Here is a 24,074-nt window from a genome sequence, read left to right on the forward strand (position 1 = left end):
TTGCTCACCCCACGCTGCGAGGCGTAACTAACCCAAGGACTCTGGTCGCCGCTGGATGAAAACTCAGGGGCACGTCAATTTCACCGGTCAGGTCAGCGAAGCGCAGCGTGACCGGCAGGCCGTCCGCGAAGCCGGCGTTGTTGAAGTTCAGTTTGGTCAGCGACATTAGGTCGGTGAGTACTTGCCGGATGTCCGCCTCGCCTTGGACGATGTCTACGGTGATGGGGTTCGGCACCTCCCGGCCCGGATAGGTGTTAAGCCGAGGCGTGAAGCCGGTCGTCCAGAGGTAGGCGCGACGATCCGAGGCGAGGATGGCGGTCCCCCGCAACACCGGCCGACTGCCGTAGCGAAACAGCTTCAACTCGTTCTGCCGCCGGATGCGAATGCCGACCAGTCTGGTCTCCGGGGGCACGGTCGATTGGAAACCCTCCCATTCCGCCGTCTCAAACCACGTCTTGCCGTGGATGAACAATTCGGCTGGCGGGCGGCCGTGCATCTCGGTGTAGGAGGCGATCACCATCCCCATCAGTTCCGCGGCCTTTTCGCGGCTCAGGTGGAAGCTGTGGTCGGTGGATGAGAACCAAGGTCCGACGGCGCCCTTGAAAACCACGCCTTCGCCAGAATCCAGAAACATCTGGGCACCGCAACAGGCGTTGTCGCGGCCGTTGGCGTTTTCGATGTGTTTGAACACCAGCCCGACATAGCAAACGCCCTCGCGGACCTCTGCGACCCGCCACGGGCGGCCGCCCGCCTTGTAGAAGCTGGTCGTGGCGAGGTTCCAAGCGACCGACGCCGGATCCTGCAGGGACCTGCGGGCACCTTCCTCGAACTCGGAAGGGGTCAGGGTCGTTTCCCGAACCACCTGCAAGACCTGGCCCGTGTCGAGCAGCCGAGCCTTCAGCTGATTGTGGAAGTTGAGCTCATACTCATAGAGCGCGGCGGCCTCCATCTCTTCGACGAAGAGCGAGCCTGCCGACAGGATGGACTTCGCAGCTCGACGCCCGATCGTTCCTGATGCCTTCTCCCGTTGTTCTCGAGGCACGATGGATTTCGGCCGACCGAACCGATGCACCTCTTCGGGGATGACCACGAACCAGAACTGCGGTCGGGCTTCCTGCTCGCGCAGGTATTTCCGCAAGGCGTCGCCATAGACATCGACCGCGCGGAAAATCCCGTCATGTCGATCCTCGCTGCGGATGCGGCGGCTCAGAAGATCGCCGTCGATCGTGATCTTGGCAAAGGGCGTCGCGGGCCAGGGCACGCCGAACGCGGCCTGAAATCCCGGCCACATCGTCTTGTTCTCTTCGCGGCCGCTTTCCGGAGCCGCGATCGTCGCGCCCAAGGCCTTCACCCAGGTCTCGTACCGCCTGATCCCCTCCAGCGTTCCGATCACGCCCACATCCATGCGCGCGGGATTCTGGTTGGAGGCCGGCGGGCCGAACAGGAATAGGCCGTCCTTTGGATGCTCGGTCTTCTGGTTGAAGCCAAAGCTAAGCATCGGTTCGTCGATGTGCGTCAGTGTCCAGTCGCTCATGCCTCGTCCTCAGCATCAGCATCGAAGACGCCGTCGTCGTCATCATCCTCCGGTTCGTCCGGATCTTCAGCGTCGTCCTGGAACTGGAGATCTCCGACGATGTGTCTCTGGGCGGTCAGCTGCAGCAGCCGACCGGCGAGGGTTAGTCTCTGGTCTCCGTCGAGTGGAATGACGCAGTCCGACTGTCCGTCCGCCAGCCAGGCGGCGAAGGCTTCCTGAAGCTGGCGCCAGTGCTGGTTCCACCAATTCTTGCAGAACCGCCTGCGTATCGGTGTCGTTCGCTTCGGATCCGTGATTGCAGCCTGCCCGTCGTCGGAGAAAGCGACATAGGGCTTGAACCGAACGAACGCCGGCGGTCCGAGGACGACAGTCACCTTCATTGCCAGATGCCAGAAGACGCGGTTCCGCTCGCTGCGACCCACGACCTTCTTGTAGGTCCGCTTTCCGGACGCGGCCGTATAGATGACTTTGTTGTTGGCGAGGAGATCGGCCGGGAAATAGAAGGCCGATCCCGAGCGCTGCTCCAGGGGTTTGAGGCCGCGGCTGAGCAGATGCCGCTCCACATGCTCCCGGAACAAGGCCGTGGCGATATTGTGAGCGTCGCCGCGCTTGGGACTCGTGACGTCGGCTGAGGGGCCCTGCAGAAAGTCCTCCAGCGGACGTTCGGCGCGGAGCTCGGCGACAAACGGCGTCGGCAGGGCCGCATTCACCTCATCGAGGTCGGCGAAGGTCAAAAGCAACTGATAGAAGACCGAGAAGGGAATCCCGCTCGGGCGCAGCGACTGCGCGACGATTGCGGCGTCCGCGTTGACCTTTAGATAGCGCAGTGTGGCCGGCAGAGAGTTGATGGGAGACAGGCTGGTCAGCACAGGCTCCGGCTCGGCGTTGACGAGGGCTGCGGTCTTGGCCGCGTCCTGTCGCCATCGTTCGAACTCGGCGGTCTGGTCGTGCTCAAGGCGAGGCACGTTGGCGGTGTCGAGCGTGTCGAGCAGTTCAACGAGTTTAGGACCCCAGCCCTTGCTGAAATCGATGGCGTTGAGCTGGTGCACGAGGATCGGAAAGTCGGCGAAGGCGACGCCGTCGATCCGAACCGGGATGATGAAGCTTGGGTCCGCCAGCGTTTTCCGCACCGCGTCGGCCACGGAGAGCTCGTTTCTTACCCCTTGGCGCTGGGGATCGACGCTCTCAGTCGAGGCAACGAAGATGACCTTGCAGGCGTGCTCCCGAAGCGCGTCCTCGATCGTGCTCCAGAACGGCGTTCCGCCCTTCAAGCCGAACATGTCCGCCCATACTTTGTAGCCGTGGCCCATAAGTCTCGCGCCGAGCCAACGGACACAATCGTTGTCGTCCGGCGTGGCGTGGCAGATGAAAATGGTGTCCCGAGACATGTGGCCGCCGAATCAGTTCAGCCCAGTCTAGTCCGCTCCGGACCGCGAACCGCCAGTTGAATTGATGGTCTCCGCCAGACCGCGCGCGCCTCCTCGCCCCAAAGTCCGCGCTCCGGCATGCCCTCAAGGTCCGAAACTGGCGCTGTCCTGACAGGGCTTGCACCAGCGATCATCTGAACACCGCCCATCCGGCCAGAGCCGCACCCAAGAGGACGACGGCCGGAGCGTAGCGACTTTTCCAGAACCAGACGGTCGTCAGTGCAAGGACGAAGATTGCAATTGCGGCCGGCGCCGACGGCACGCGCTGCAGGGTGGCCCAACCCAGCTGAACGCAGGTCGCCGCGATGATGCCGACGACCGCGGCGGCAACGCCCGCCAGCACCCGGTGCAGTCTCTCGTCGGCGACGACCCGTTCGAGCCGCTCATAAAGGACCATCGAGAAAGCAAACGCAGGCAGGAAGACGCCGGCCGTCATTGCGAGGGCGCCGCTCCAGCCGCCGACAATGAAGCCGACGAAGGTGCAGAAGATTACGAGCGGCGCCGGAATGACGCCTGCGAAAGCGACGCCGTCGAGGAACTGCCCGTCATTCATCAGGCCACGTCCGACGGTGTCGGTTCGGACGTATGGGATGGCCGTATAGGCTCCACCGAACGTCAGGAGCCCCGCCTTCAGTCCCGTCCAGAACATCGCCAGCGCGCCGGCTCCGGCTTCCCCGGCATGGATCAGGGCGCCGTCGAGCGGGTTGTGGGCCAAGGCGACAAGAACGCAGAAGGTCACTGCGGCCGTTCCGGCGATGACGTATCGACCGCCTTTGACCAGGGCATAGGTCGTCCCACCCGCCAGAAGCACGAGCCAAAAGCTCACTCCCGCAAGCGTCGCAACGAAGCCGACCAGGGCGACGCCCCAAAGCCAGCCGTCCTCCAGGATGTGCGAGCCGATCTTGTGCACGGCTCTGGCGATGATAGCGATGACGGCCGACTGAACGCCAAGAAAGGCGCCTGCGAGTACGGCCATCAGGGGGGCAAACTCGACGTAGGCCCAGCCGATCGCCAGCATGATCAGCAGACCCGGCGTCATGAATCCCAGCCCGGCAAGAAGCCCGCCGAGGCGACCCTTCGCCCGCATCCCCAGATGCACGCAGAGTTCGTGGGCTTCCGGCCCCGGCAAGATCTGGAGCACGGCTAGGAGACGGTTAAAATGCGCGCTGGAAATCCAGTGCTCATCCTCGACCAGATCGCGTCGGATCATGGCGATCTGTGCGACGGGGCCTCCGAAGGCGAGCAGTCCAAAGCGCAGGAAGCGGAGGAAAAGATCGAGGTGGCTCAGTGCGGGCGGGGTCGGTTCACCGTCAATGTTCGTCACAGGCATTGCTCCCGCCCACGCTGGCAGGGCGTGGAAAATGGAGCGGAGCTTGACGAGCGAGCGTCTGATCGAGCGTCCGCGTGTGCCCGCCAGCGTAGCCTAGTTTCGTCCGGATTGGCTGCCAAGTCCCGGAAGACGCTCGCCGGCGGGCTGAGATCGATTACAAGTTGATCGAAAGCAACGTCTACTTTCCGCCGAGGCGTCTCGGTCCGCTGTTGGCGCAGGCCTGAAGTCCGTATTGATGAACTCCGCTAGGGGGCGACAAGCTCACCGGCCAGGTTCTTGGGTGTCAGTACGAGCGCCACCAGGTGAAACTTCGGCAGAGGCGCGCAACGAATAGACCTGCACGCTGATGCCGAGGTGCGGGTCAAAGTGCGCGCGGCAGCCGAACCTTGAATGTGCTCCCCCGTCCCGGGCCATCGCTTCGGACAGTGATGTCGCCCTTGTGCAGTTGGACCAACTGCCGGACCAGCGCCAAGCCGATGCCGAGTCCCTCGGCGGAGCGTCCGTCGGGGCCCGGGGCCTGGGTGTATAGGTCGAAGATTCCGTCCTGCATTTCGGGGGGAATACCGATCCCGTTGTCCGAGACCTCGAAGTCGACGGTGTCGGCCTCAAGCCTGGTGACGAGGCACAGGACCCCTTCCGGCGGGGTGTATTTGGCGGCATTTGTCAGCAGGTTGCTGAGGATCTGGGACACGCGGGTGAAGTCCGCCATGATCCAGGCGGCTTCGACGGGGCCCTCTATCTTCAGGCTGTGGCGACCGGCGGTCACCTTTGGTCGGCTGGTGTCGACGGCCGAGTCCAGCACGGTCTGGACCGACACCCGCTCCAGCCGCAGGGTAATCTTTCCCTGGTCAATCCGGGTGACGTCCAGGAGGTCCTCTATCAGGCGAGACAGGTGGTGAACCTGAGTGGTCATACGGGCTCGCACCACGACGGCGGCGTCTGCTCCAGCGTCCCGCTCCAACAGTTGGAGACCCGCCTGCAGCGCCATCAGCGGGTTGCGCAGCTCATGTCCCAGCACCGCCAGAAATTCGTTCTTGCGTCGGTCCGCGGCAACCAGGGCGGCGGCATGGGCATCCAGTTCATCGCGTTGGCGCACGACCTCGTGGCGGTAGTCGTAGAGATCAATGAAGACCTCTACCTTGCTTCGCAGCACGTCCGGCTCGATCGGCTTCTGGATAAAGTCCACCGCCCCGGCCTCATAGCCCCGGAAGCGCCGCTGCCGGTCTGCACTGCCCGCGGTGACGAAGATGATCGGGATATGGCGGGTGCGGGTATTGCCGCGCATGAACTCGGCCAGCTGGAAGCCGTCCATACCCGGCATCTGCACGTCGAGCAGGGCCAACGCCACGTCAGTAGTGAGCAGGATTTCCAGCGCCTCGTCGCCGGAGCGTGCCTTGAGCACCTGTAAGCTGTCGCGGCGCAACAGAGCCTCAAGCGCGACCAGGTTCTCCTCGAGGTCGTCCACGATCAAGACGGTTGCGGGCGTGGGGTGGGCGGTCATCTGGCGCTCCAGTCGGCGAGGCGGGCGGCGAGGGCCGCGAGCGAAAGTGGCTGGGCGCGTGGGCAGGCGGTCAAGGCCGCTTCCGGCATGGCGGAGGCGGCGGCCTGCGTCGGATCCTGCACCATGGCGAAACCGCCGGCGCGCGCCACCGCCGCCAGACCGGCCGCCCCGTCATCATTGGCGCCGGTCAGGATCACCCCGGCCAAGCCGGCGCCCCATGCGTCGGCGGCGCTTTCGAACAGGACATCGATCGACGGGCGGGAATAGTGCACAGCCTCATCCGAGGACAGGGCCAGGTCGCCGGTCTGTTCGACCAGCAGATGATAGTCCGGCGGCGCGAAATAGATTGTGCCGGGGCAGGCCGGTTCCTTGTCCTCCGCCTCCTTTATGTGCAAGCCGCAGCGGGTCTGCAGCAGTGGGACCAGCATATTGTCGCGATCGGGCGGGACGTGGACGGCGACCAGGATCGGCGGGCTGTAGGCGGGCAGGGCCGGCAGCAGGGCGAGAAGGGCCTCGACAGCGCCGGCCGAGGCGCCGATGACGATCGCGGAGCGGGCGCGGGCGGGGACGACGGCGTCGGTCATGCGGCCTGCTTACGGTAGATCTTCTCGTCGCCGACAAACTCGGTGAAGGCTCCTGCGTGGCTGGAGAAACGCAGGCTTTCGCGCGAACCCAAGCCGAGGAAACCGTTGCGCGGAAGGGTATCGTGGAACAGCCCGATGGCCCTGTCCTGCAGCTCACGATCAAAATAGATCATCACATTGCGGCAGGACACCAGCTGCATTTCGGCGAAGACGGCGTCGGTCACCAAGCTGTGGTCGGAGAAAACCACCCTTTCGCGGAGGCTCTTATCGAAGACGGCCCGGCCGTAGTCGGCGGTGTAATAGTCCGACAGTGAGGAACGCCCCCCGGACTTCTGGTGGTTTTCGGTGAAACGTCGAATTCTGTCCAAGGGATAGACCCCGGCCTCGGCCGCGCGCAGGGCTTCGGGATTTATGTCGGTCGCGTAGAACAGGGTGCGGTCGTAGAGGCTCTCTTCCTTGAACAGAATTGCGAGCGAATAGACCTCCTCGCCGTGGCTGCAGCCCGCAACCCAGACTTTTAGCGACGGCCAGGTACGCAGGTGCGGCACCACTTTCTCGCGCAGCGCCCGAAAATAGCCGGGGTCCCGGAACATCTCGCTGACCTGCACGGTCAGATAGCCCAGCATGCGCGACAGCATGGCAGGCTCGTGCAGCAGGGCCGCCTGCAGCGCTGAGAAATTGGCGAAGCCCATCTGGTCGCGGGCTTGGGTCAGCCGACGCTTTATCGACGCGCGGGCGTAGTGTCGGAAGTCAAAATGATACCGCTGATGGAGCGCCTCCAGCAGCAGCTGGATTTCCAGGTCTTCCAAGCTTTCTGGCATGGCAGGTCTCAGCGGGACATCCACACACGGACGAGGGACAGCAGCTTGTCCACATCCAGCGGCTTGGCCATATAATCGTTGGCGCCCGCGGCGAGGCAGCGCTCCTGGTCGTCCGGCATGGCCTTGGCAGTCAGCATTAGTATGGGGAGCTTGCCGAAGCGGCTGTCCTCGCGGATCCGGCGCGTGGCCGTCAGGCCGTCCATCACGGGCATCATCACGTCCATCAGCACCAGATCGATCCCTTGCGAAGGATCGGACGCAGCGGCCTCGAGCTGGTCGAGCGCCTCCTGGCCGTTGCGCGCGATCGCCACCACGGCGCCCTTCGGCTCAAGAACATTCGTCAACGAATAGACGTTGCGCACGTCGTCCTCGACGATGAGGATCCTGCGGCCCTCGAGCACTGCGTCGCGGTTGCGGGCCTTGCGGATCATACTCTGCTGCTCGGGCGGCAGGTCCGACACGACCTGGTGCAGGAAGAGGGAGACCTCGTCCAGCAGGCGTTCGGGCGATTTGGCGCCCTTTATGATGATGGAACTGGAGTAGCGACGTAGCTGTTGCTCAAGCTCTGCCGAGAGGTCCTGGCCGGTGTAGACAATCACCGGTGGATAGGCGTGCTCGTGGTCCCGGCTGAGCGTCTCCAGCAACCCCGTCCCTGAGGCGTCAGGCAGGGTCAGGTCCAGCACCATGCAGTCAAAGGTCTGTTCCGCCAGGGCTGTCAGGCATTCGGCGGCCGTTCCGACGCCGACGGTCTCGACCTGGTCGGACGCGAGCAGGGCTTGGACAGCCTCGCGCTGGACAAGGTCGTCCTCGACGATGAGCACGCGACGTACCGTGCGCTCAAGGGTCTTCTCCAGCCCCGACAGCACCTCTGCGAGGTCTTCACGCTTGACCGGCTTCAGCGTGTAGCCGCGCGCGCCCAGCGCCAGGGCCGTATGACTATGATCCTCGGCCGAGACAATGTGGATGGGAATGTGGCGCGTCTGGTCATCGCGCTTAAGGCTGTCCAGCACCGTGAGCCCCGACTGGTCCGGCAGGCCGATGTCGAGGACGATGGCGCTGGGCGAATGGCGGCGGGCGAGCGCCAAAGCGTCCGCGGCGGTGCCGGCGACCAGGCACTGGAAACCAAGCTCGCGCGACAGGTCGCGCAGAATGCCGGCGAAGCGGTCATCGTCCTCGATCACCAGCAGGAGACGGCGCGACCCGCTGAGCGCATTGCGGTCGTCCTCGATGGCGCGCGGCATGGGAGCGACGCGCCCGATTTTCGTTGGAGCACCGGCAGCCTTGGGCGTAAGGCCGACGCGGGCCTCCAGTGCGGGGACGGGCGCTTGGACCGCGGGCGAATAGGTCTGCGGCAGGTTCAGGGTGAAGGTCGAGCCTTCGCCCGGCGCGCTGCGCAGGCTGATCGAGCCGCCGAGCAGGCGCGCCAGTTCGCGCGAGATGGACAGGCCCAGGCCTGTGCCGCCGAAGCGCCGGCTGATGCCGCTATCCGCCTGCTGGAAGGCCTCGAACACCGCAGCCTGCTGATCCGGCGAGATACCGATGCCGGTGTCTTCCACAGCGAAGCGAACCCGGCGGTCATCAGCCGTGACCGACAACCGTACGGAGCCAGCCTCGGTAAACTTGACGGCGTTGGACAGCAGATTCTTGAGGATCTGTTCAAGCCGCTGGCGATCGGTCTCCAGAATGTCGGGCACATCGCCTTCGACCGAGATCGCCAGCTCAAGGCCGCGCTCCTCCGCCACCGGCCGGAACAGCTGATCCAGGTCCGCGGCCACGCGCTGCAGGGACACCCCTTCGGGGCGCATCTCGACGTGGCCGGCCTCGATCTTGGACAGGTCGAGGATGTCGTTGATCAGGGTCAGCAGGTCGTTGCCCGAGGACTGGATGGTGTCGGCGTAGCGCACCTGCTCCTCGCTGAGGTTGCCGTCGGCGTTGTCGCCTAGCAGCTTGGAGAGGATCAGCAGGGAGTTGAGCGGCGTGCGCAGCTCATGGGACATGTTCGCCAGGAAGTCGGACTTGTACTGGCTTGCCTGTTCGAGCTGATCGGCGCGCGCGTTTAGTTCCGCACTGGCGCGCTCCAGATCATCCTTCTGGGTCTCCAGGGTCTGAGCCTGTTCCTCCAGCTGGCTGTTCGTCTGCTCCAGCTCGACCTGCTGTTGCTCAAGCCGCACCTGGGATTCCTTTAGGGCGCGGCTCTGTTCCTCCAGTTCCTCATTGGAGACGCGCAGCTCCTCGCTCTGCACCTGTAGTTCTTCAGCCTGGCGCTGGGTCTCCTCCAAGGCGTTCTGAAGGTCGGAGCGGTAGCGGGCGGAACGCAGGGCCACGCCGATGGCGTCTTCCGCCTCGCTCAAGAGCTGCAGCACCAGCGCGTCGGGTTCGTGCAGGAAGCCCAGTTCGATGACGCCATTGATGACGCCCTCGGCGCGCGTCGGGGCGATGACCAAGTGGCGGGGCGCACCTTCGCCCAAGGCCGATCCGATGGTCAGATAGTCTTCGGGAACGTCGTTGAGCAAGGTGGGGCGTCCATCGGCAGCGACCTGGCCGAGCAGCCCTTCGCGCAGGCGGAACTCGGTCGGGACGCGAGCCCCGGCGGGTGCGCCGAGAAGCGCCGCGCGGCGGAAGTGACCTGACTCGCCCTTGAACAGGGCCGCCGCCTGAGCTCCGACGTAGCGCGAAAGCCAGCCCAACACGCCGTCGGACAGCTCCTCGATGGTCAGGTCGCCGCCCATGGCTTCGGTCAGGCCTACCTTGCCGGTCTGTAGCCAGTCCTCGCGGGTGCGGGCCCGGGCGCTGCGGCGGATAAGCAGGAAGACGGAGACAGTCAGGATCGCGCCAAACAGGGCGGAAAGCAGGCCGCTGATCAGAGCGGTCCGGTAGGCCGCTTCCATGTCAATGAGCAGTTGCTGGCGCTGGCGAAGGACCTCGGCGCGGATGGCGGCCACGTGGTCGCGGATGCCATCCATGTCGGACAAACCTTGGTCGGTCAGGATGAGCGCCCGTGCGGGCTCAAGACCCTCGGCGCGTCGGACCGCTACAATGCGAGCGAGCTCGGCCATCTTGGAGTCGAGGTGGCGTTTGAGGGGGGCGATGGTCCCGCGCTGGCGCGGGTTGTCTGCGGTCAATTCAACGAGGGTCTCGAACCGGTCCGTGACGACTGGATGGGCCCGCTCATAGGGGGCGAGATACCGGGCATCTCCAGTCAGGACGAAGCCGCGCTGGCCGGTCTCAGCGTCTTGCACCGCACTGAGCAGTTCATCAGCGGTGATCATCACCGTATGGGTTTTGATGACCTGTTGATTGGTTGTGCGGAGCCCGGAAACGTTCGCGTAGGCGATAAACCCGCTAACGAGGAAGAACACCAGAACTGCCGCAAGGCCCGCGGCGGCCCAGACTTCAAGCCGGGAAGGGCGCAGGAAGGTACGGGTCTTGTTCTTGAACATCCGGGCTCGTCGGCAGGTGAGGACAGAACCTGCCTACCTTCCGGGGGCGAATAAGCAAGGTCTGATTGGCTCGCGCCGTCGAGGCGCGGCGTCAGGCCCTACGGCGGAACGACGCGTCGCCCGCGTGGGTCCACATGCGAAACGGGGGCGGCAGTTCCGGATAGTCCATCAGGCCCATGACCCGCATCGCGTCGACGGATCGAAAGCGGCCGGTCACGGGGAGATCGTCGTAGATCCATCGCCGCTGAAGATACGCCGCCCCGGTCAACCCGCCGCATCGGCGCCGTCCACGCCAAACTGGGAAGGACGCAGGCATCGTCGCAATGTGTCCATTGCAACAGGTCTCATTTCCGATGCTGGCTCAATATCCGCTCGGGGCGGACGGCTGACGGAACAGGTGTACAATCTTCCGGGGCAGGGAGGCCATCCGTGGGAGGTTGGCCATGCGCCAGTCTGACCTTTTCATCATCCCTCGACGCCCCTGGAACGCGGGCCGTCTCATCGGCCCGAAGGCTCCGTTGAAGCCGAAGCACATCTGGGCGATCCGACAGCAGCTCAAGGTTGCCAAGCGCGTCCGCGACCTTGCGATGTTCAACTGCGCGCTCGATGCAAAACTCAGAGCGTGTGACCTCGTAAAACTTCGTGTGAGCGACGTCCCGCCTGGCGGTTCGTTGAGGCTCCGCTCCACGGTCATCCAGCAGAAGACCGGACGCCCGGTTCCCTTCGAGATCACAGAGCCGGCCCGCGATGCCATTGCGGGTTGGCTGGAAATTCGAGGGCAGCGTGAAGACGACTGGCTGTTTCCAAGCCGAAGTCATGCCGGGCACCACATCGGTACACGGCAGTACGCGAGACTGGTCGATCAATGGATACGCCTGATCGATCTTGAGCCTGCGGCTTACGGCACGCACAGCCTCAGGCGCACGAAGGTCTCATTGGTCTACAAGAAGACCGGCAATCTGCGCGCTTGCCAGCTGCTGCTCGGTCACCGCAAGCTGGAGAGCACAGTTTGCTACCTCGGCATCGAAGTTGACGACGCCCTGGAGCTCTCTGAGCAAATAGATCTCTGACGACGGCCGGGTTCGCTCAGCGGGCCCGGCACCTGTCCGCAATGGGTGGGAAGCGGACAAAGCTTTAGAGCCCTGCGTCGGCCGCTTTAGGCAGCGCGGAAGGGTCGTTTGCATCAAGGGTGGAGGTCATCGGGCACTCCGGTGAAGCTTCTTGCCAGCATCGGCGACCTTATGGGCGCTGTCGCATTAAGTAAGCGCGGTCCAGTCGGATGGCCCCGGAGACCTATGCCCGATCCATATATCCTGATGCTGTTTGTGGTGGGGGCGCTGGTCGCTCTGGTGGCGTGGTTGCCGCTGGTTTTCCGGCGTGCGCCACTGTCGCTGCCGATCGTCTGCGTGATCCTCGGTGCCGGGCTCTTCGCTTTGCCACAGGTGGTGTTCGATCCGCTGCCTCAGCGCCATCCCGACATCACCGAGCGTCTGACCGAATTTGTGGTCATTATCGCCCTGATGGGCGCTGGACTGAAGATCGACAGGATTTTCAACCTGCAGAGGTGGGGGGTGACCTGGCGACTGCTGGGCGTGACCATGATGCTGTCGGTCGCGGCGATCGTGATACTGGGCTGGACGGTCTTGGGGCTTGGGCTGGCAGGTGCAATACTGCTCGCCGGGACGCTGGCCCCGACCGATCCGGTGCTGGCCTCCGACATCCAGGTGGGAGCGCCGCGCGAGGGGCGAGAAGACGAGGTTCGGTTTGGCCTGACGTCCGAGGCTGGGCTGAACGACGGCCTGGCGTTTCCGTTCGTCAACATGGCCATCGCCTTGGCGTTGGTGGCGTCGGGCCAGAAAACCCAATGGTTCTTGGAATGGCTGACCGTCAGCGTGCTGTGGGAGATCGGCGCGGGGCTGGCTATCGGCTGGGCGATCGGCTGGCTGTTCGGGTGGCTGACCTTTGCCATCCCGGTCAGCACGCGGCTGGCAGCGACACGTGATGGCTTCATCGTTTTGGCAGCGACATTCATCTCGTATTCGGTGACGGAGATGCTGCACTGCTACGGGTTTCTGGCGGTCTTCATCACGGCGCTGGCGTTCCGGCACGCCGATCGAGACCACGACTTTCAAGCCCAGATGCACGACTTCATCGAGCAGATCGAACGGATGGCGATGATGGTGGTTCTAGTGCTGTTCGGTGGAGCGCTGGTGTCAGGTCTGCTAGCGCCGTTGAGGCCGGTCGACGCGGCGGTGGCCGCCGTGATCGTGCTGCTGGTGCGGCCCCTGACCGGCACGATCGGATTGATCGGCTGGAAGCGGCCTCTGCGCGAGAAGCTGATTCTGGCCTTCTTTGGCATCCGCGGCGTGGGATCGTTCTACTATCTGGCTTATGGGCTGAACGCCGCGCCGTTCGAGGGCGGCGACCGGCTGTGGGCCATCGTGGGGTTGATCTGCCTGATGTCGATCCTGCTGCACGGCATCACGGTCACACCGGTGATGCGATGGTTTGACCGCAGCCAAGGCCGCGACCCGGATGCAGAGGCGGATGAGGTGCAGGCCGATACCTCGGGGCGAGGGGCGTCAGCCTGACTTTGTGACCCGGGCCGATGGGATCAGTCAACTCAACTGTCCGCAACGGGTCGATTTCGGTCCCGCGCATCCTCGTCGAGAGCGGACGTCGATGACGGGCCGAAAAGCGGACGGCCTCAGCACCAGCTAGGGGCGGGAAGTAGACGTTCAGCTCGCCGCTGAAGGGCTCCAAACCGTTAGCTTGCGCGGTGGCGAACGCTTCTTGCCGATTTTTGGTCGACGGATTGAACCGAACGGCGCGCGAGTGACACCTCTTTCCCATACGGTTTGGTCAAGGAGACAAAGATGACCGATACGACCCCTGCAACCTGGTCAACTGAAGAACTGGCTGCTTTGGCGCCGCTGGAGAAGCAGCCTGGATTTTTCGAGTTGGCCAAAGGGCTATTCCGCGGGGGCAATGCCTGGCCAACGCTTGCGATGATGACTGCCGAGATCGGGCTCTTCGCAGGCGGCGTCTGGTGCGCATGGCGCTTCAGCCAGTCGAGCGAGGCTTTGGAGGCGTTGCGGTGGGGTTTCCCCGCTCTCGGGATGATCCTGATGTCCTTCACCATCAAGTTCGCATTCTGGCCTGTGATGCATATCAACCGGCTCAAGCGCCAGGTTGTTGAACTTGAGTTGCGGCTGATCCGCAGGCTCCGCTGACCGGGAAGAGTCCGCGCATGGAGCAGTACGACCGGCACAACAATGCATTGCTCGTGCGTCAGGCTCAAGTCGGGTCTGTGTTAGCGTTTCGGCGTCTAGCTGGGCGCTGGAACCGGAAGCTGGTCGCACATGCTTGGCGCCTGCTCGGCGATTTTGACCAGGCCAACGACGCCGCCCAGGGGGCATGGGTCGAAATCGCGCTCGGGCTGACGCGATTGCGAGACCCCATAGCCTTTCCCGCATGGGCCTATCGCATCACCACGCGTCAGGCGACGGCCATCATTCGGCGGCGACAGTCGGACCGCCGGCTGGCGAACGCCTTGGAACAGGCGGCAGAGACCGAGCCGGCGGCCGTTCACGGCCAGGAGACCCCGGCATCCGACATAGCGGCGCTTCACGAGGCCATCAGAAACCTTCCACCTGCCCAACGCGCCGCGCTGGCACTTCATCACTTCGAGAACCTGTCGGTCGCGGAAGTCGCGGTTGCCCTCGATGCGCCTGTCGGCACGATCAAGACCCGCCTCATGCATGCTCGGCTGAAACTGAGAGCCGCGCTGAAAGGAGATACCAATGACTGACCCAGACATCCGGATCGACGCTGAGCTACGCAACGAGGAACGCCGCCTGCTGGAGCAGATTGGCGAGGAGCCCGCCTTTCTCGATCAGGCGTTGGGACTGTTCCGCCGACGCAATGCTTGGGTGAACTGGATCATGATGATCAGCCAAGCCCTGATGTTTGTGGCCGGGGCATACGCGGCCTGGCGCTTCTTCAACGCCGACCAAGTCATTGATGCAATGCGATGGGGACTGCCGTCGGCGGTGCTGTTGCTGATGGCGCTGGTGATAAAGCTCTCGATGAGACCCGACATGCAGATTCAACAGCTCAGGCAAGACATCGCACGGCTGCACACGCTCTCTGATCGAGACATCTGAGGTCGTGCCCAACTGACGATGACGAAAGGAGCGTGCCTTCGAAACGGCGATGGCTCAGTCGCAGACACATCGGACATTCCCGATGTCCGCAACGGGTCGGGAGCGGACGTTCCGCCAGCCAAGCCGCCAACGTCCGATTGTTGGCGGCGCCCCAATGTCCGGAATTGGCGCCTAACGGAAATCCCGCGTCCGAGGCCGGATGGTGTCGAGGTGGAGGTCGGGGATGTAGATGTCTCGCGCCTTTGGACGGGCTTGGCGAGGGTCTGGCGCGCTGCCGTGATAGACCTCGTCGCCGCGGCCATGGGGCAGGGGGAAGGTGTCGCCTCGATCGCCGACGGAGGCGAGCAGGTCCGACCCATCATGGAGTTTGGTGGCCACGATGTGGACGACCTCGCCTTCGCGTTGCACCTTGCCGTCCACGATGAGCAGGCTTGAGGAGAGGACGACCCGGCGCCGCTGTTCGTAGAGGCTGAGCCAGATCACCAGGTTGGCGACGCCGGTTTCGTCTTCGATGGTGATGAACATCACGCCCTTGGCCGAGCCGGGCTTCTGACGGACGAGCACTAGGCCGGCGATCCGGGTCAGGCGCCGATCGCGCATAGCCGTCCCGTCGGCGCACGTCATCACATGCCGGCGCTGGAGTTCATCTCGCAGGAAGGCGAGGGGATGGTCGCGGAGGGTGAGGCCAAGGTGGGTGTAGTCCTCGACGACCTCGCGACCGGCCGTCATCGGCAGAAGGTCGGGGGCGGGTTCCTGGATTTCCGGAATCCGTTGATGCTCGCGCTCGGCGGTCGCGGTGAACAGGGGCAGGGGATCGTCGCGCAGCGCCTTGATCTCCCAGAGTGCCTCCCGGCGCTGCAGGCCGAGGCTGGGCAGGAAAGCGTCGGCCTCGGCCAGACGGGTCAGGGCTGAGACCGGCGCCTGCGCTCGCCGCCAGAGCTCGTCGATCGTCCGGAACGGCAGGTCGGCTCGACCGGAGACGAGCCGCGCCGCGTCGCCGTTGGCCAGCCCGCGGACCATGCGCAAGCCGAGACGGACTGCAAACCGGCTGTCTCGATCGGTGGGTTCGAGGGTGCAGTCCCAACGGCTGGCGTTGACGCACGCCGGCCGGATCTCGACGCCGTGTTCGCGGGCGTCCCGCACGATCTGAGCCGGGGCGTAGAAACCCATCGGCTGGGCGTTCAGCAAGGCGGCGCAGAAGACATCCGGATGATGGCATTTGAGCCAGGAGGAGGCGTAGGCGATCAGGGCGAAGGAGGCCGCGTGGCTTTCCGGGAAACCGTAAGAGCCGAAACCCTCCAGCTGACCGAAGGTCTTTTCCGCGAACTCCTGCGTATAGCCGCGCTCGACCATCCCGGAGACCAGCTTGTCTTTGAAGTGGCTGACGCCGCCGGTGAACTTGAAGGTCGCCATGGCGCGGCGGAGCTGGTCCGCCTCCGAGGGGGTGAAGCCGGCGCATTCGATCGCCACCCGCATCGCCTGTTCCTGGAACAGGGGGACTCCCAGCGTCTTTCCCAGCACCTTCTCCAGTTCAGGCTTGGGATAGTCGACCGGTTCCCTGCCTTCCCGGCGTCCGAGGTAGGGATGGACCATGTCGCCCTGGATCGGGCCCGGTCGCACGATGGCGACCTCCACGACCAGGTCATAGAAGGTGCGGGGCTTGATCCGGGGCAGCATGGCCATCTGCGCCCGGCTCTCGATCTGGAAGACCCCGAGCGTGTCCGCCTTCCGGATCATCGCATAGGTCTTCGGATCCTCAGCCGGGATGCTGGCCAGATCGAGATCGATCCCCTTGTGCTCGCGAAGCAGGTCGAGGCCGCGGCGCATGCAGCTCAGCATGCCCAGCGCCAGCACATCGACCTTCATGAACTTCAGGGCGTCGATGTCGTCCTTGTCCCACTCGATGACCTGGCGATCCTTCATCGCCGCCGGTTCGATGGGAACGAGATCGTCCAGCCGGTCATCGGTCAGGACGAAGCCGCCCGGATGTTGGCTCAGGTGTCGCGGGAAACCGATGAGCTGGCGCGACAGGTCCAGCGCCATTCTGAGCCGCCGGTCCTTAAGGTTGAGGTTCAGCTCTTCGGCGTGTTTGTCCTCGACGCCCTCGCTGGAATAGCTCCAGACCTGGGACGAGAGGGTCTTGATCAGGTCTTCGGACAGGCCGAGCGCCTTGCCGACGTCGCGCAGGGCGCCGCGCGAGCGGTAGCGGATGACGGTGGCGCAGAGCGCCGACCGATCGCGACCGTAGGTATCGTAAACCCACTGGATGACCTCCTCGCGCCGCTCGTGCTCGAAGTCGACATCGATGTCCGGGGGCTCCTTGCGTTCCTGGCTGACGAAGCGTTCGAACAGCAGATCGTTGCGGCCGGGATCGATCGAGGTGATGCCCAGCACATAGCAGACCGCCGAATTCGCCGCCGACCCACGGCCTTGGCAGAGGATTTGCCGGCTGCGCGCGAACCTGACGATGGAGTTCACGGTGAGGAAATAGGGCGCGTAGCCGAGGCGCTCGATCAGCCCGAGTTCGTGCTGCAGCGTGGCCTGCACCTTGTTCGGGATGCCTTCGGGGTAACGCCTTTCGGCGCCTTCCCAGGTCAGCTGCGCCAGAGCCTGCTGCGGCGTCAGGCCGGGCAGGGCCGCTTCCTTGGGATACTGATAGGCCAGTTCATCGAGGTTGAACCGGCACCGGTCCGCGATCTCGACCGTGGCGGCGAGGGCGTCGGGGTATCGGCTGAACAGCCTGTGCATCTCCTGGGCCCGCTTCAGATGGCGGTCGGCGAACCGGCTGCGGCGGAAGCCCACCTCGTCGATCGTGCACCCTTCGCGGATACAGGTGACCACGTCCTGGAGAATTCGCCGGTCTGGGTGGTGGAAAAGGACGTCATTGGTCACGACCGTTCTCACGCCGTGACGCCGGGCCAAGTCGGAGAGCTGGTGCAACCGGAGTTGGTCCTTCGGCCGCCGTCTCAGGGTCAGTGCCAGGTGAGCGTCGGCGCCGAAGGCGGAGACAAGCCGCTCGAGCTGCAACTCGCATCGGGCGTCGGCGCGGTCGGGGACCAGCACCGCGACAAGGCCTTCCGCGAAGACGGCGACATCCTCCCAGCCGAGCGTACAGCCGCCCTTGCCCGCTCGACCCTTGCCGAGGGTCAGAAGCCGGCAGAGGCGGGCGTAGGCGGCGCGGTCGCGGGGATAAACGAGCACGGCCGTCTCGTCCTCGAGGACGAGTTGGCAGCCGATGATCAGCCGCACGCCGGTGACCTTCGCCGCTTCATGTGCGCGGACGATCCCTGCCAGGCTATTGCGGTCGGTGACGGCGAGGGCCTCAAGGCCGCAGACGGCAGCCTGGCCGAACAGTTCCTCGCAGGAGCTCGCGCCCCGCAGGAAGGAGAAGTGGGACGCGCAGTGGAGCTCGGCGTAGCGCATCGCGCCGCTATGTTCCTTTTTTGTTCTTTTGGCGAGTCCGGGGGGCGGCAAGGCGTCAGGTTTGCGCAAGCGTCCGGAATGTCACCGAGTAGCGGAGGCTGGCCAGAGGCGGGATGCTGTGTTCCCACTCACGACGGGCGACGCCGTCGAGGAGATAGGCGGAGCCCGGCTCCAGATCGAGGTAACGCCGCTCCCAGGCTGCGCCCGCCTTCCGGCGAAACCGCATCCGGCAGGGCGTCTCGAACGAAACGCCGATGATCTTGTCGTACTGGGGTCGGTCGCGATGCCAGCCGATGCCGGCGCCGGGCGCGTATTCCGTGACGAGGGTCTGGGCGACCAATGTCGAATTGACGCCGGCGAAGTGGGCCGCCCGGTCACGCAGGTCGTGCAGGAAAAAAGGGAGCGGAGCGGCTTCGTCGAGACGCCCCCGGGTGAAGTCGTAGTGCCAGCCGAACGAGACCACGCGTCGGGCGCCCAGCCAGCCGTGGAACTCGAACGGCGCGAACGGCAGACCGGCGAAGGCCGCTACTAGCGCGGCCTGTTCGTCGGGCGTCACGAGCGCGGGCTCGTATCGCAGGCCGTCCGGCTCGAGCGGCGACCCGAACAGATCGGTTTGCAGCGTCATGATCGTTCAACGTGCGGGCGGGGAGCGGGGGTCATCCGAACAGGCCGTGGATGAACCAGGCCTGCGAGCCGGTTGTGGCGTCCTCGCCGTCGCCGGCGCGGAACAGCCAGAAGCGTTCGCCGGCGTCGTCCTCGACGTGGAAGTAGTCGCGGACGGCGTGCAATTCGGCGTCGCGGCGCCGCCATTCGCCGAAGATCCGCTCCGGCCCGTCCGCGCGGACCACGCGTCGGCGGATTCCGCGCCAGGTGAAGTGGGTCGGGGGATTGTCCGGCAACAGGGCCAGGGTCTCGACGGGCTCGGGGCGGCGCAGAAGCCGGGTCGGCCGGGGCCAGTCTTGCGCCCAGTCCTGGGCGGACGGCGCGGCGAGGGGCGGGACCTTGCGCATCGAGCGCTCGGGAACGTCGCTCTCCACGGGCTGCAGCCGGTAGAGACGCCGGGCGCCGATCCGGTTGGCGAGCACGTCGATGAGGTCGGACACGTCCGGGGTCGCGGTCTCCGCCAGGGCGGTCGCGCCGGGACGCCAGTCCAGCCGTTCGGCGCTGGTGGCGACGAGTATCATCCGGTCGATCCCGAACCCCGGATCGATCGTCTCGATCTTGTCGGTCAACAGGCGGGTGATCCGCGACAGATCGCGGATCGGCCGGGCGAGGCCTACGCGGACCGCTTCGAGTCGGATGTCGACCCGATAGCAGAGCCAGTCGAGGCGACGGACGCCGAGCCCCGCGGTCTCGAGCGCCCGGCAGAGGTCAGCGGCCAGGGCGCCGGCGTAGCGCGCCAGCGTCTCCGGCGCGCCGATCGGTTCGGCGAAGACGCGCTCGACCCGCGGCGCTTCCGGCGCCTCGACCGGGATCAGAGGCTCTCCCGTGCGGGCGTAGGCCTGGTCGAGGCGACGGCCCAGATCGGGGCCGAAGCGGAGCGCCAGGGGCGCGCGGGGCCGATGAGCGACGTCGGCGATCCGCTCGAACCCCATGCGCCTCAGGCCGGCGATCAGGTCGCCGGATAGGCGCAAGGCTTCGAGAGGAAGGGGCCCAATAGCCGCGTCGATCCCGCCGTCGTCCACGATCCGGAGGTCGCGGCGAAAGCGCGCGAGGGCATGGGCGGCGCCGTAGGCCGGGGCGATGGCGGCCTCGGCCCGGACGCCGGCCTCGGCGAGGCGATGGACCATGTCGGCCAGCATCGCCGCCTCACCGCCCTTCAGATGGGCGGCGCCGGTGGCGTCGATGGCGAGGCCGTCGGGCGGATCGGTCTGGCAGACGGGCGCATAACGTTTCAGGGCCCAAACGGCGAGCCGCTCCAGGGCGTCGGCGTCGCCCTGCGGGTCCGCGTCCCGCACGTCGAGGCCCGGGATCAGCGCCTGGGCCTGGGTCGCCGCCTGCCCCGCGCGGGCGCCCGCCTGACGCGCGGCGGCGTTGGCGGCCGTCACGACCCGGCGCCGGCCGACGCGGCCGACGAGGATCAGGGGCTGGTCAGGCGGCGGCGCGTCGTTCCCGAGCTGACGGCGCAGCCGATCGACGGACCAGTTCGGCAGGTAGAGCGAGACGACCCGTCTCATCACAGGGTTCCAGGGTGAGTTCCGCGGCCTCGGCGCCGCGACAACGGAGAAGTTCGACGAACCACCGTCCCCGGCCGACGCCGGGAACGGGCAGGGGAGAGGACGGCGCCGGGCTGACCCGCCAGCGGGTGACGGCGGCCGTGGGCTGGCCGAAGTCGGCGGCGTCGGCGGCGCGGCGCCAGCGCCGGATCGCCAAAGCCAGGGCGCCCGAGGTCTCCGCCGCCAGCTGCAGGCGCCGCGAGGCGGTCATGCTGAGGCGCGCCGTCTCGGCCACGACCGTGCCGAGACCGCCGTGCCGCAGGCCCTCCTCGAAACAGGCCATGAGGCTGGGCTCGTCGCCGGCCTCGACATAGATCACCCGATCCGGACCGAGCCCCGCCTGGCTGAGCGCCGGCGCGAACAGGTCCGGGCGGGTCACGCACCAGAGCACCTGACCGGGTCGGCGCGCGGCGATGCCGGCGGCGAACAGCGCCGCCGCGGCGCCGTCGACCGCGCCGTCCCCGCCGCCCGCGACCTCGTGCAGGGCCCCCAGCGCGAGCCCGCCGCCGGGAAGGGCCGCGTCGAGCGGCGGCACGCCGAAGGGCAGCGCCCCGCCGGCCGGCCGGCCGTCGTGCTCAAGCGCGCGGATGCGCGCCCTGAGGGTTTCGAGCTCGGCGGAAGGCCGGGCGTGCATGTCGGCCTCCCGTGGTTCGGTGTCATAAACGTTCCTGAAATGTTCTGGCTCTCATTTCGTCACGGAGTCAACGGGGCGGGCGCCTTATCCCCGGACGAATCGCGGTGAATCCTTTCGGTTGGTTTCGCGTTTGGACGTCCGAGGAGATCCGATGACCGATCCTGAACAGCACCGCTATTTCGCCTGGGCCGACGGCGTCGGCCGGGGCCATGGCCACGTCGTGGAAGCGCCGAGCTACGAAGCGGCGGCGGTCGGCTACACTGAACTCTATGCGCCGCCGGTCGATGGCGACGGCGAAATCCGGATCTTCGTGACGGGGGTCGACGACGGCCAGGAGCATTGCTTCACCGTTGACCTGAGCGACGGCGAAGCCGAGCCCTGCGACTGAGGCCGGAGGCCGGAGCGAATCACCCCGCTCGGTGTTGAGTCGAATCTTGGCGGGCCGGATGGCCCGTGCGGAGGCTTCGACGATGGCCTATCGGCCCACATGGCAGGGACACCTGCGTCTGTCCTTGGTGACCTGCCCGGTGGCGCTCTACACCGCCACCAGTTCGGGCGGCGACGTCCATTTCAATCTGATCAATCCGGCGACTAACAACCGGATCAAGATGGTGACGACGGACCCGGAAACGGGCCCCGTTGATCGCTCGTCCCTGGTGAAAGGCTCCGCCGTCGCCAAGGACGAATACATCCTGCTGACTGACGAGGAGATCAAGTCGGTCAAGCTGGAGAGCACCAAGACGATCGACATCGAGCGCTTCGTCCCCGAGGACGAGATCGACCGGGTCTATTGGGACAATCCCTATTACCTCGCCCCGGCCGGCGGGATCGCCGAGGAGGCGTTCGGCGTCATTCGTGAAGCCATGCGGTCAGAAGGCAAGATCGCGCTTGGCCGCGTCGTCCTCTCTACGCGGGAGCGCCTTCTGGCGCTCGAACCTCGCGGCAAGGGCATTCTGGCCTACTCCCTGCGCACCCGCGACGAGGTCCGCGACACGCGGGACGTCTTCGGCGCGATCTCGGACAAGCAGCCCGATCCGGCGATGATTGAGATCGCGCGGCGGATTATCGAGCAGCAGGCGGGCCCGTTCGATCCGGATCAGTTCGTGGATCGCTATGAGGAGGCGCTGAAGGCTTTGATCGCCTCCAAGCAAAAGGGCCAGGCGCCGGTTCGCTCAGCCGAGCCGGACGACACCCAAGTCGGAGACCTGATGGCGGCGCTGCGCGCCAGTCTCCAGGGCGCCGCCACGCCGCGCAGCGGGCGCGGGCGGACGGCAAGCCGGCCCGCCGCCACCGCGAAGCCGGCGCGGGCGCCGGCGCGGCGGCGGGCGGGCTAGTGACGCCGGTCGCCCTTGTCGCCTTGGCCCGGCTTCGACGCGGTCTTCGCTTGGCGCTTCTGATCCTGCGCCGACGACTTACCGACATCGACCTGTTCATCGAAGCGGCCCTCGCTGTCACGGCGGACATAGCGCTTGTCGCCTGGAGTCGGTTCGATCAGTTCGCGTTTGGACATGGCGGTCTCCCTTCGATGAGAAGGGAATCCGCGCTGGCGAGTCGGGTTCCGTGTCAGCGACTGCGGTGACAACGGACGGGATCCGCTCAATGGCAATCGACACCGGTCGGACCGACGGCGACCGTCGATGCGGGGAGAGATGATGCGATGTGCAACGAATTCCAGCTCATCCTGCCCTTCGACGGCGTAATCGAAACCTTCAATCGCAGCGGCGACCCGCTTGTGTTCCCGGGCGGGATGCCGAACTTTGGGCCGGCCGCCTCCATCCGGATCGGCGATCGGGTGCCGATCATCACCTTGGGCGGAAGCGGTCCCCAGCTGGTCACAACGCCTTGGGCGTGGCGCTCGCCGCAGGGGCCGCCGGTGTTCAACTTCCGCTCGGATGGCCGTTCCTTCGCCAACTCGGTCCGGTGTCTGATCCCGGCGGACGGCTTCTTCGAGTTCACCGACCCGGAGCCTGGACAGAAGCGGAAGACCAAGTGGCGGTTCACCCTCGCCGGCGAGCGCCTCTTCTGGGTCGCGGGTCTGGTGAAGGATGGCGCCTTCGCCATGCTGACCACCGAGCCCGGGACCGACATTGCGCCCTACCATAACCGGCAGATCGTCGTGCTGAAGCCCGAGGAGGGTGCGGCCTGGCTCAACCTCGAACGGCCCGAAGCCGAGCTTTTGCGGGCTCCGCCCGCAGGGAGCCTCGACGTCGAGAAGATCTTCCCGGCAGCGGCCTGAGCCTGAAGTGGGGGAGGGTCCCGGCCGACCGCGTAGTGCCGATGGCGCGCGAACGGGGCGGTTGGGGCGGCCATTGTCTCGCATACTTATCGCGCCAGTCGGCGCGGCCTCTCGATGAGGCGGATCTGACCGAAACCCGGTCGGCTGGCGCAACCGCTCGCTCGACTTTCATCCCCGGCCTGACGGCCTTCCTCGCGAAACAAGAAAGTCTCTCATTGCGGTCCTTCGCTTCGCTGCGGGGGCTCGCTTCGCTCTCCCTGCGCGCCGCCCGGGCCCCGGTCTCCCGATCGCCATCGAGGCCGCGACAGGCGTGGCCCGAAGCAAAGGAGAGACTGACATGGCCACCATCGGCACCTTCACCGCCCAAGGCGACGGCTACACCGGTTCGATCAAGACCCTCACCCTCAACGTCAAGGCGGCGGTCCTGCGGCCGAACGAGAAGACCGACGACAAGGCTCCCGACTTCCGGATCTTCGCCGGCCAGACCGAGTTCGGCGCCGCCTGGAAGAAGACGAGCCAGCAGAACCGCGAATACCTCTCGGTCAAGCTCGACGATCCCAGCTTCCCGGCGCCGATCTACGCCTCCCTGGTGGAGGTCGAGGGCGGACACAGCCTGATCTGGTCCCGCTGACCCAAGAGCCGCGGGGGGGGGGGGGGGGGGGGGGGGCCCCCGGGGTGGGGGCGCCCACGACCAAGGAGACCGTCCGCCGCGCCTATGGCGAAGTCCGCGCCGGCCACGACCAGCTCAGCGCCTTGAAGCAC

At 65.8% G+C, this 24,074-nt stretch carries 22 protein-coding genes; 9 read left to right on the forward strand and 13 right to left on the reverse strand.

All coding sequences use genetic code 11. The annotated features are described in order from the left end of the window. Nucleotides 1-4 precede the first annotated feature (4 nt). From EGK63_RS15795 to EGK63_RS17045, 8 genes are all read right to left on the reverse strand, one after another. Nucleotides 5-1,534, reverse strand: a complete 1,530-nt coding sequence (locus EGK63_RS15795) for a hypothetical protein (protein ID WP_207896410.1) — start codon at nt 1,532-1,534, stop codon at nt 5-7. Beyond that, nucleotides 1,531-2,922: a toll/interleukin-1 receptor domain-containing protein gene (locus tag EGK63_RS15800; protein ID WP_125902267.1), complete on the reverse strand. Its 1,392-nt coding sequence runs from the start codon at nt 2,920-2,922 to the stop codon at nt 1,531-1,533. The genes EGK63_RS15795 and EGK63_RS15800 overlap by 4 nt, the downstream gene beginning before the upstream one ends. A gap of 169 nt (nt 2,923-3,091) precedes the next feature. Continuing rightward, a complete protein-coding gene (chrA, locus tag EGK63_RS15805; protein ID WP_054766881.1) occupies nt 3,092-4,285 on the reverse strand; it encodes a chromate efflux transporter in 1,194 nt (397 codons plus the stop codon). Between the two features lie 367 nt (nt 4,286-4,652). Next, entirely contained in the window at nt 4,653-5,792 is a 1,140-nt protein-coding gene (locus EGK63_RS15810; protein ID WP_054765275.1) for a hybrid sensor histidine kinase/response regulator, read from the reverse strand. After that, nucleotides 5,789-6,376 carry a chemotaxis protein CheB gene (locus EGK63_RS15815; RefSeq protein WP_054765276.1) on the reverse strand — a complete coding sequence of 196 codons (588 nt, stop codon included), beginning with the start codon at nt 6,374-6,376 and terminating at the stop codon, nt 5,789-5,791. Before EGK63_RS15815 ends, EGK63_RS15810 begins: the two co-directional genes overlap by 4 nt. Beyond that, nucleotides 6,373-7,197, reverse strand: coding sequence for a protein-glutamate O-methyltransferase CheR (locus tag EGK63_RS15820; RefSeq protein ID WP_054765277.1), 825 nt, complete (start codon nt 7,195-7,197; stop codon nt 6,373-6,375). The genes EGK63_RS15815 and EGK63_RS15820 overlap by 4 nt, the downstream gene beginning before the upstream one ends. 8 nt (nt 7,198-7,205) lie before the next feature. Further along, the gene (locus tag EGK63_RS15825; RefSeq protein WP_054765278.1) at nt 7,206-10,637 is read right to left on the reverse strand and encodes a response regulator; all 3,432 of its coding nucleotides are present in this window, start codon (nt 10,635-10,637) and stop codon (nt 7,206-7,208) included. 91 nt (nt 10,638-10,728) lie between these two features. Then, nucleotides 10,729-10,953, reverse strand: coding sequence for a DUF4334 domain-containing protein (locus EGK63_RS17045; RefSeq protein ID WP_125902269.1), 225 nt, complete (start codon nt 10,951-10,953; stop codon nt 10,729-10,731). A gap of 127 nt (nt 10,954-11,080) precedes the next feature. Here EGK63_RS17045 and EGK63_RS15835 point away from each other — a divergent pair, with 127 nt between their 5' ends. The 5 genes from EGK63_RS15835 to EGK63_RS15855 all read left to right on the forward strand — a co-directional run bounded on the left by EGK63_RS15835 (nt 11,081) and on the right by EGK63_RS15855 (nt 14,803). Next, the gene (locus tag EGK63_RS15835; protein WP_054765279.1) at nt 11,081-11,707 is read left to right on the forward strand and encodes a tyrosine-type recombinase/integrase; all 627 of its coding nucleotides are present in this window, start codon (nt 11,081-11,083) and stop codon (nt 11,705-11,707) included. A 225-nt stretch (nt 11,708-11,932) separates the two neighbouring features. Then, a complete protein-coding gene (locus EGK63_RS15840; RefSeq protein WP_054765280.1) occupies nt 11,933-13,228 on the forward strand; it encodes a sodium:proton antiporter in 1,296 nt (431 codons plus the stop codon). A 285-nt stretch (nt 13,229-13,513) separates the two neighbouring features. Further along, a complete protein-coding gene (locus EGK63_RS15845) occupies nt 13,514-13,870 on the forward strand; it encodes a DUF6768 family protein (RefSeq protein ID WP_054765281.1) in 357 nt (118 codons plus the stop codon). A 17-nt stretch (nt 13,871-13,887) separates the two neighbouring features. Then, entirely contained in the window at nt 13,888-14,448 is a 561-nt protein-coding gene (locus tag EGK63_RS15850; protein WP_054765282.1) for an RNA polymerase sigma factor, read from the forward strand. Beyond that, nucleotides 14,441-14,803 (forward strand): DUF6768 family protein, encoded by a 363-nt coding sequence (locus EGK63_RS15855; protein WP_054765283.1) that lies wholly within the window; start codon nt 14,441-14,443, stop codon nt 14,801-14,803. The genes EGK63_RS15850 and EGK63_RS15855 overlap by 8 nt, the downstream gene beginning before the upstream one ends. A 171-nt stretch (nt 14,804-14,974) precedes the next feature. Here the strand turns inward: EGK63_RS15855 and EGK63_RS15860 are convergent, their stop codons facing one another. The 4 genes from EGK63_RS15860 to EGK63_RS15875 are packed head-to-tail and all read right to left on the reverse strand — an operon-like array spanning nt 14,975 to nt 21,076. Next, complete coding sequence (locus tag EGK63_RS15860; RefSeq protein WP_125902270.1) at nt 14,975-18,226, reverse strand: error-prone DNA polymerase; 3,252 nt, start codon at nt 18,224-18,226, stop codon at nt 14,975-14,977. 55 nt (nt 18,227-18,281) lie between these two features. Further along, nucleotides 18,282-18,851: an alpha-ketoglutarate-dependent dioxygenase AlkB gene (locus tag EGK63_RS15865; RefSeq protein WP_054765285.1), complete on the reverse strand. Its 570-nt coding sequence runs from the start codon at nt 18,849-18,851 to the stop codon at nt 18,282-18,284. Nucleotides 18,852-18,882: 31 nt separating this feature from the next. Beyond that, nucleotides 18,883-20,403, reverse strand: a complete 1,521-nt coding sequence (locus tag EGK63_RS15870) for a DNA polymerase Y family protein (RefSeq protein ID WP_054765286.1) — start codon at nt 20,401-20,403, stop codon at nt 18,883-18,885. Further along, complete coding sequence (locus EGK63_RS15875) at nt 20,318-21,076, reverse strand: ImuA family protein (protein ID WP_125902271.1); 759 nt, start codon at nt 21,074-21,076, stop codon at nt 20,318-20,320. Before EGK63_RS15875 ends, EGK63_RS15870 begins: the two co-directional genes overlap by 86 nt. A 151-nt stretch (nt 21,077-21,227) precedes the next feature. Between EGK63_RS15875 and EGK63_RS15880 the strand changes: the two genes are divergently transcribed. Further along, nucleotides 21,228-21,464, forward strand: a complete 237-nt coding sequence (locus tag EGK63_RS15880; RefSeq protein ID WP_054765288.1) for a DUF5961 family protein — start codon at nt 21,228-21,230, stop codon at nt 21,462-21,464. A gap of 82 nt (nt 21,465-21,546) precedes the next feature. Then, nucleotides 21,547-22,410: a Ku protein gene (locus EGK63_RS15885; protein WP_125902272.1), complete on the forward strand. Its 864-nt coding sequence runs from the start codon at nt 21,547-21,549 to the stop codon at nt 22,408-22,410. Here the strand turns inward: EGK63_RS15885 and EGK63_RS15890 are convergent. Beyond that, nucleotides 22,407-22,586 carry a hypothetical protein gene (locus tag EGK63_RS15890; RefSeq protein WP_054765290.1) on the reverse strand — a complete coding sequence of 60 codons (180 nt, stop codon included), beginning with the start codon at nt 22,584-22,586 and terminating at the stop codon, nt 22,407-22,409. The genes EGK63_RS15885 and EGK63_RS15890 overlap by 4 nt on opposite strands. 147 nt (nt 22,587-22,733) lie before the next feature. On the opposite strand from EGK63_RS15890, the gene EGK63_RS15895 reads away from it, so the two are divergent. Both EGK63_RS15895 and EGK63_RS15900 read left to right on the forward strand, forming a co-directional pair. Next, nucleotides 22,734-23,312 (forward strand): SOS response-associated peptidase, encoded by a 579-nt coding sequence (locus tag EGK63_RS15895; RefSeq protein ID WP_054765291.1) that lies wholly within the window; start codon nt 22,734-22,736, stop codon nt 23,310-23,312. A gap of 337 nt (nt 23,313-23,649) precedes the next feature. Further along, entirely contained in the window at nt 23,650-23,943 is a 294-nt protein-coding gene (locus tag EGK63_RS15900) for a DUF736 domain-containing protein (protein ID WP_054765292.1), read from the forward strand. Nucleotides 23,944-24,074: the final 131 nt, after the last annotated feature.

Source organism: Brevundimonas sp. 357 (assembly GCF_003938605.1).
Classification (GTDB): Bacteria; Pseudomonadota; Alphaproteobacteria; order Caulobacterales; family Caulobacteraceae; genus Brevundimonas.

Coding starts and splice junctions, on each gene's coding strand:
- EGK63_RS15835 (WP_054765279.1), top strand. CDS start 11,081: ATGCGCCAGTCTGACCTTTTCATCATCCCTCGACGCCCCTGGAACGCG.
- EGK63_RS15810 (WP_054765275.1), bottom strand. CDS start 5,792: ATGACCGCCCACCCCACGCCCGCAACCGTCTTGATCGTGGACGACCTC.
- EGK63_RS15895 (WP_054765291.1), top strand. CDS start 22,734: ATGTGCAACGAATTCCAGCTCATCCTGCCCTTCGACGGCGTAATCGAA.
- EGK63_RS15840 (WP_054765280.1), top strand. CDS start 11,933: ATGCCCGATCCATATATCCTGATGCTGTTTGTGGTGGGGGCGCTGGTC.
- EGK63_RS15800 (WP_125902267.1), bottom strand. CDS start 2,922: ATGTCTCGGGACACCATTTTCATCTGCCACGCCACGCCGGACGACAAC.
- EGK63_RS15865 (WP_054765285.1), bottom strand. CDS start 18,851: ATGACGCTGCAAACCGATCTGTTCGGGTCGCCGCTCGAGCCGGACGGC.
- EGK63_RS15860 (WP_125902270.1), bottom strand. CDS start 18,226: ATGCGCTACGCCGAGCTCCACTGCGCGTCCCACTTCTCCTTCCTGCGG.
- EGK63_RS15850 (WP_054765282.1), top strand. CDS start 13,888: ATGGAGCAGTACGACCGGCACAACAATGCATTGCTCGTGCGTCAGGCT.
- EGK63_RS17045 (WP_125902269.1), bottom strand. CDS start 10,953: ATGCCTGCGTCCTTCCCAGTTTGGCGTGGACGGCGCCGATGCGGCGGG.
- EGK63_RS15900 (WP_054765292.1), top strand. CDS start 23,650: ATGGCCACCATCGGCACCTTCACCGCCCAAGGCGACGGCTACACCGGT.
- EGK63_RS15870 (WP_054765286.1), bottom strand. CDS start 20,403: ATGAGACGGGTCGTCTCGCTCTACCTGCCGAACTGGTCCGTCGATCGG.
- EGK63_RS15875 (WP_125902271.1), bottom strand. CDS start 21,076: ATGCACGCCCGGCCTTCCGCCGAGCTCGAAACCCTCAGGGCGCGCATC.
- EGK63_RS15795 (WP_207896410.1), bottom strand. CDS start 1,534: ATGAGCGACTGGACACTGACGCACATCGACGAACCGATGCTTAGCTTT.
- EGK63_RS15880 (WP_054765288.1), top strand. CDS start 21,228: ATGACCGATCCTGAACAGCACCGCTATTTCGCCTGGGCCGACGGCGTC.
- EGK63_RS15845 (WP_054765281.1), top strand. CDS start 13,514: ATGACCGATACGACCCCTGCAACCTGGTCAACTGAAGAACTGGCTGCT.
- EGK63_RS15825 (WP_054765278.1), bottom strand. CDS start 10,637: ATGTTCAAGAACAAGACCCGTACCTTCCTGCGCCCTTCCCGGCTTGAA.
- EGK63_RS15820 (WP_054765277.1), bottom strand. CDS start 7,197: ATGCCAGAAAGCTTGGAAGACCTGGAAATCCAGCTGCTGCTGGAGGCG.
- EGK63_RS15890 (WP_054765290.1), bottom strand. CDS start 22,586: ATGTCCAAACGCGAACTGATCGAACCGACTCCAGGCGACAAGCGCTAT.
- EGK63_RS15855 (WP_054765283.1), top strand. CDS start 14,441: ATGACTGACCCAGACATCCGGATCGACGCTGAGCTACGCAACGAGGAA.
- EGK63_RS15885 (WP_125902272.1), top strand. CDS start 21,547: ATGGCCTATCGGCCCACATGGCAGGGACACCTGCGTCTGTCCTTGGTG.
- EGK63_RS15815 (WP_054765276.1), bottom strand. CDS start 6,376: ATGACCGACGCCGTCGTCCCCGCCCGCGCCCGCTCCGCGATCGTCATC.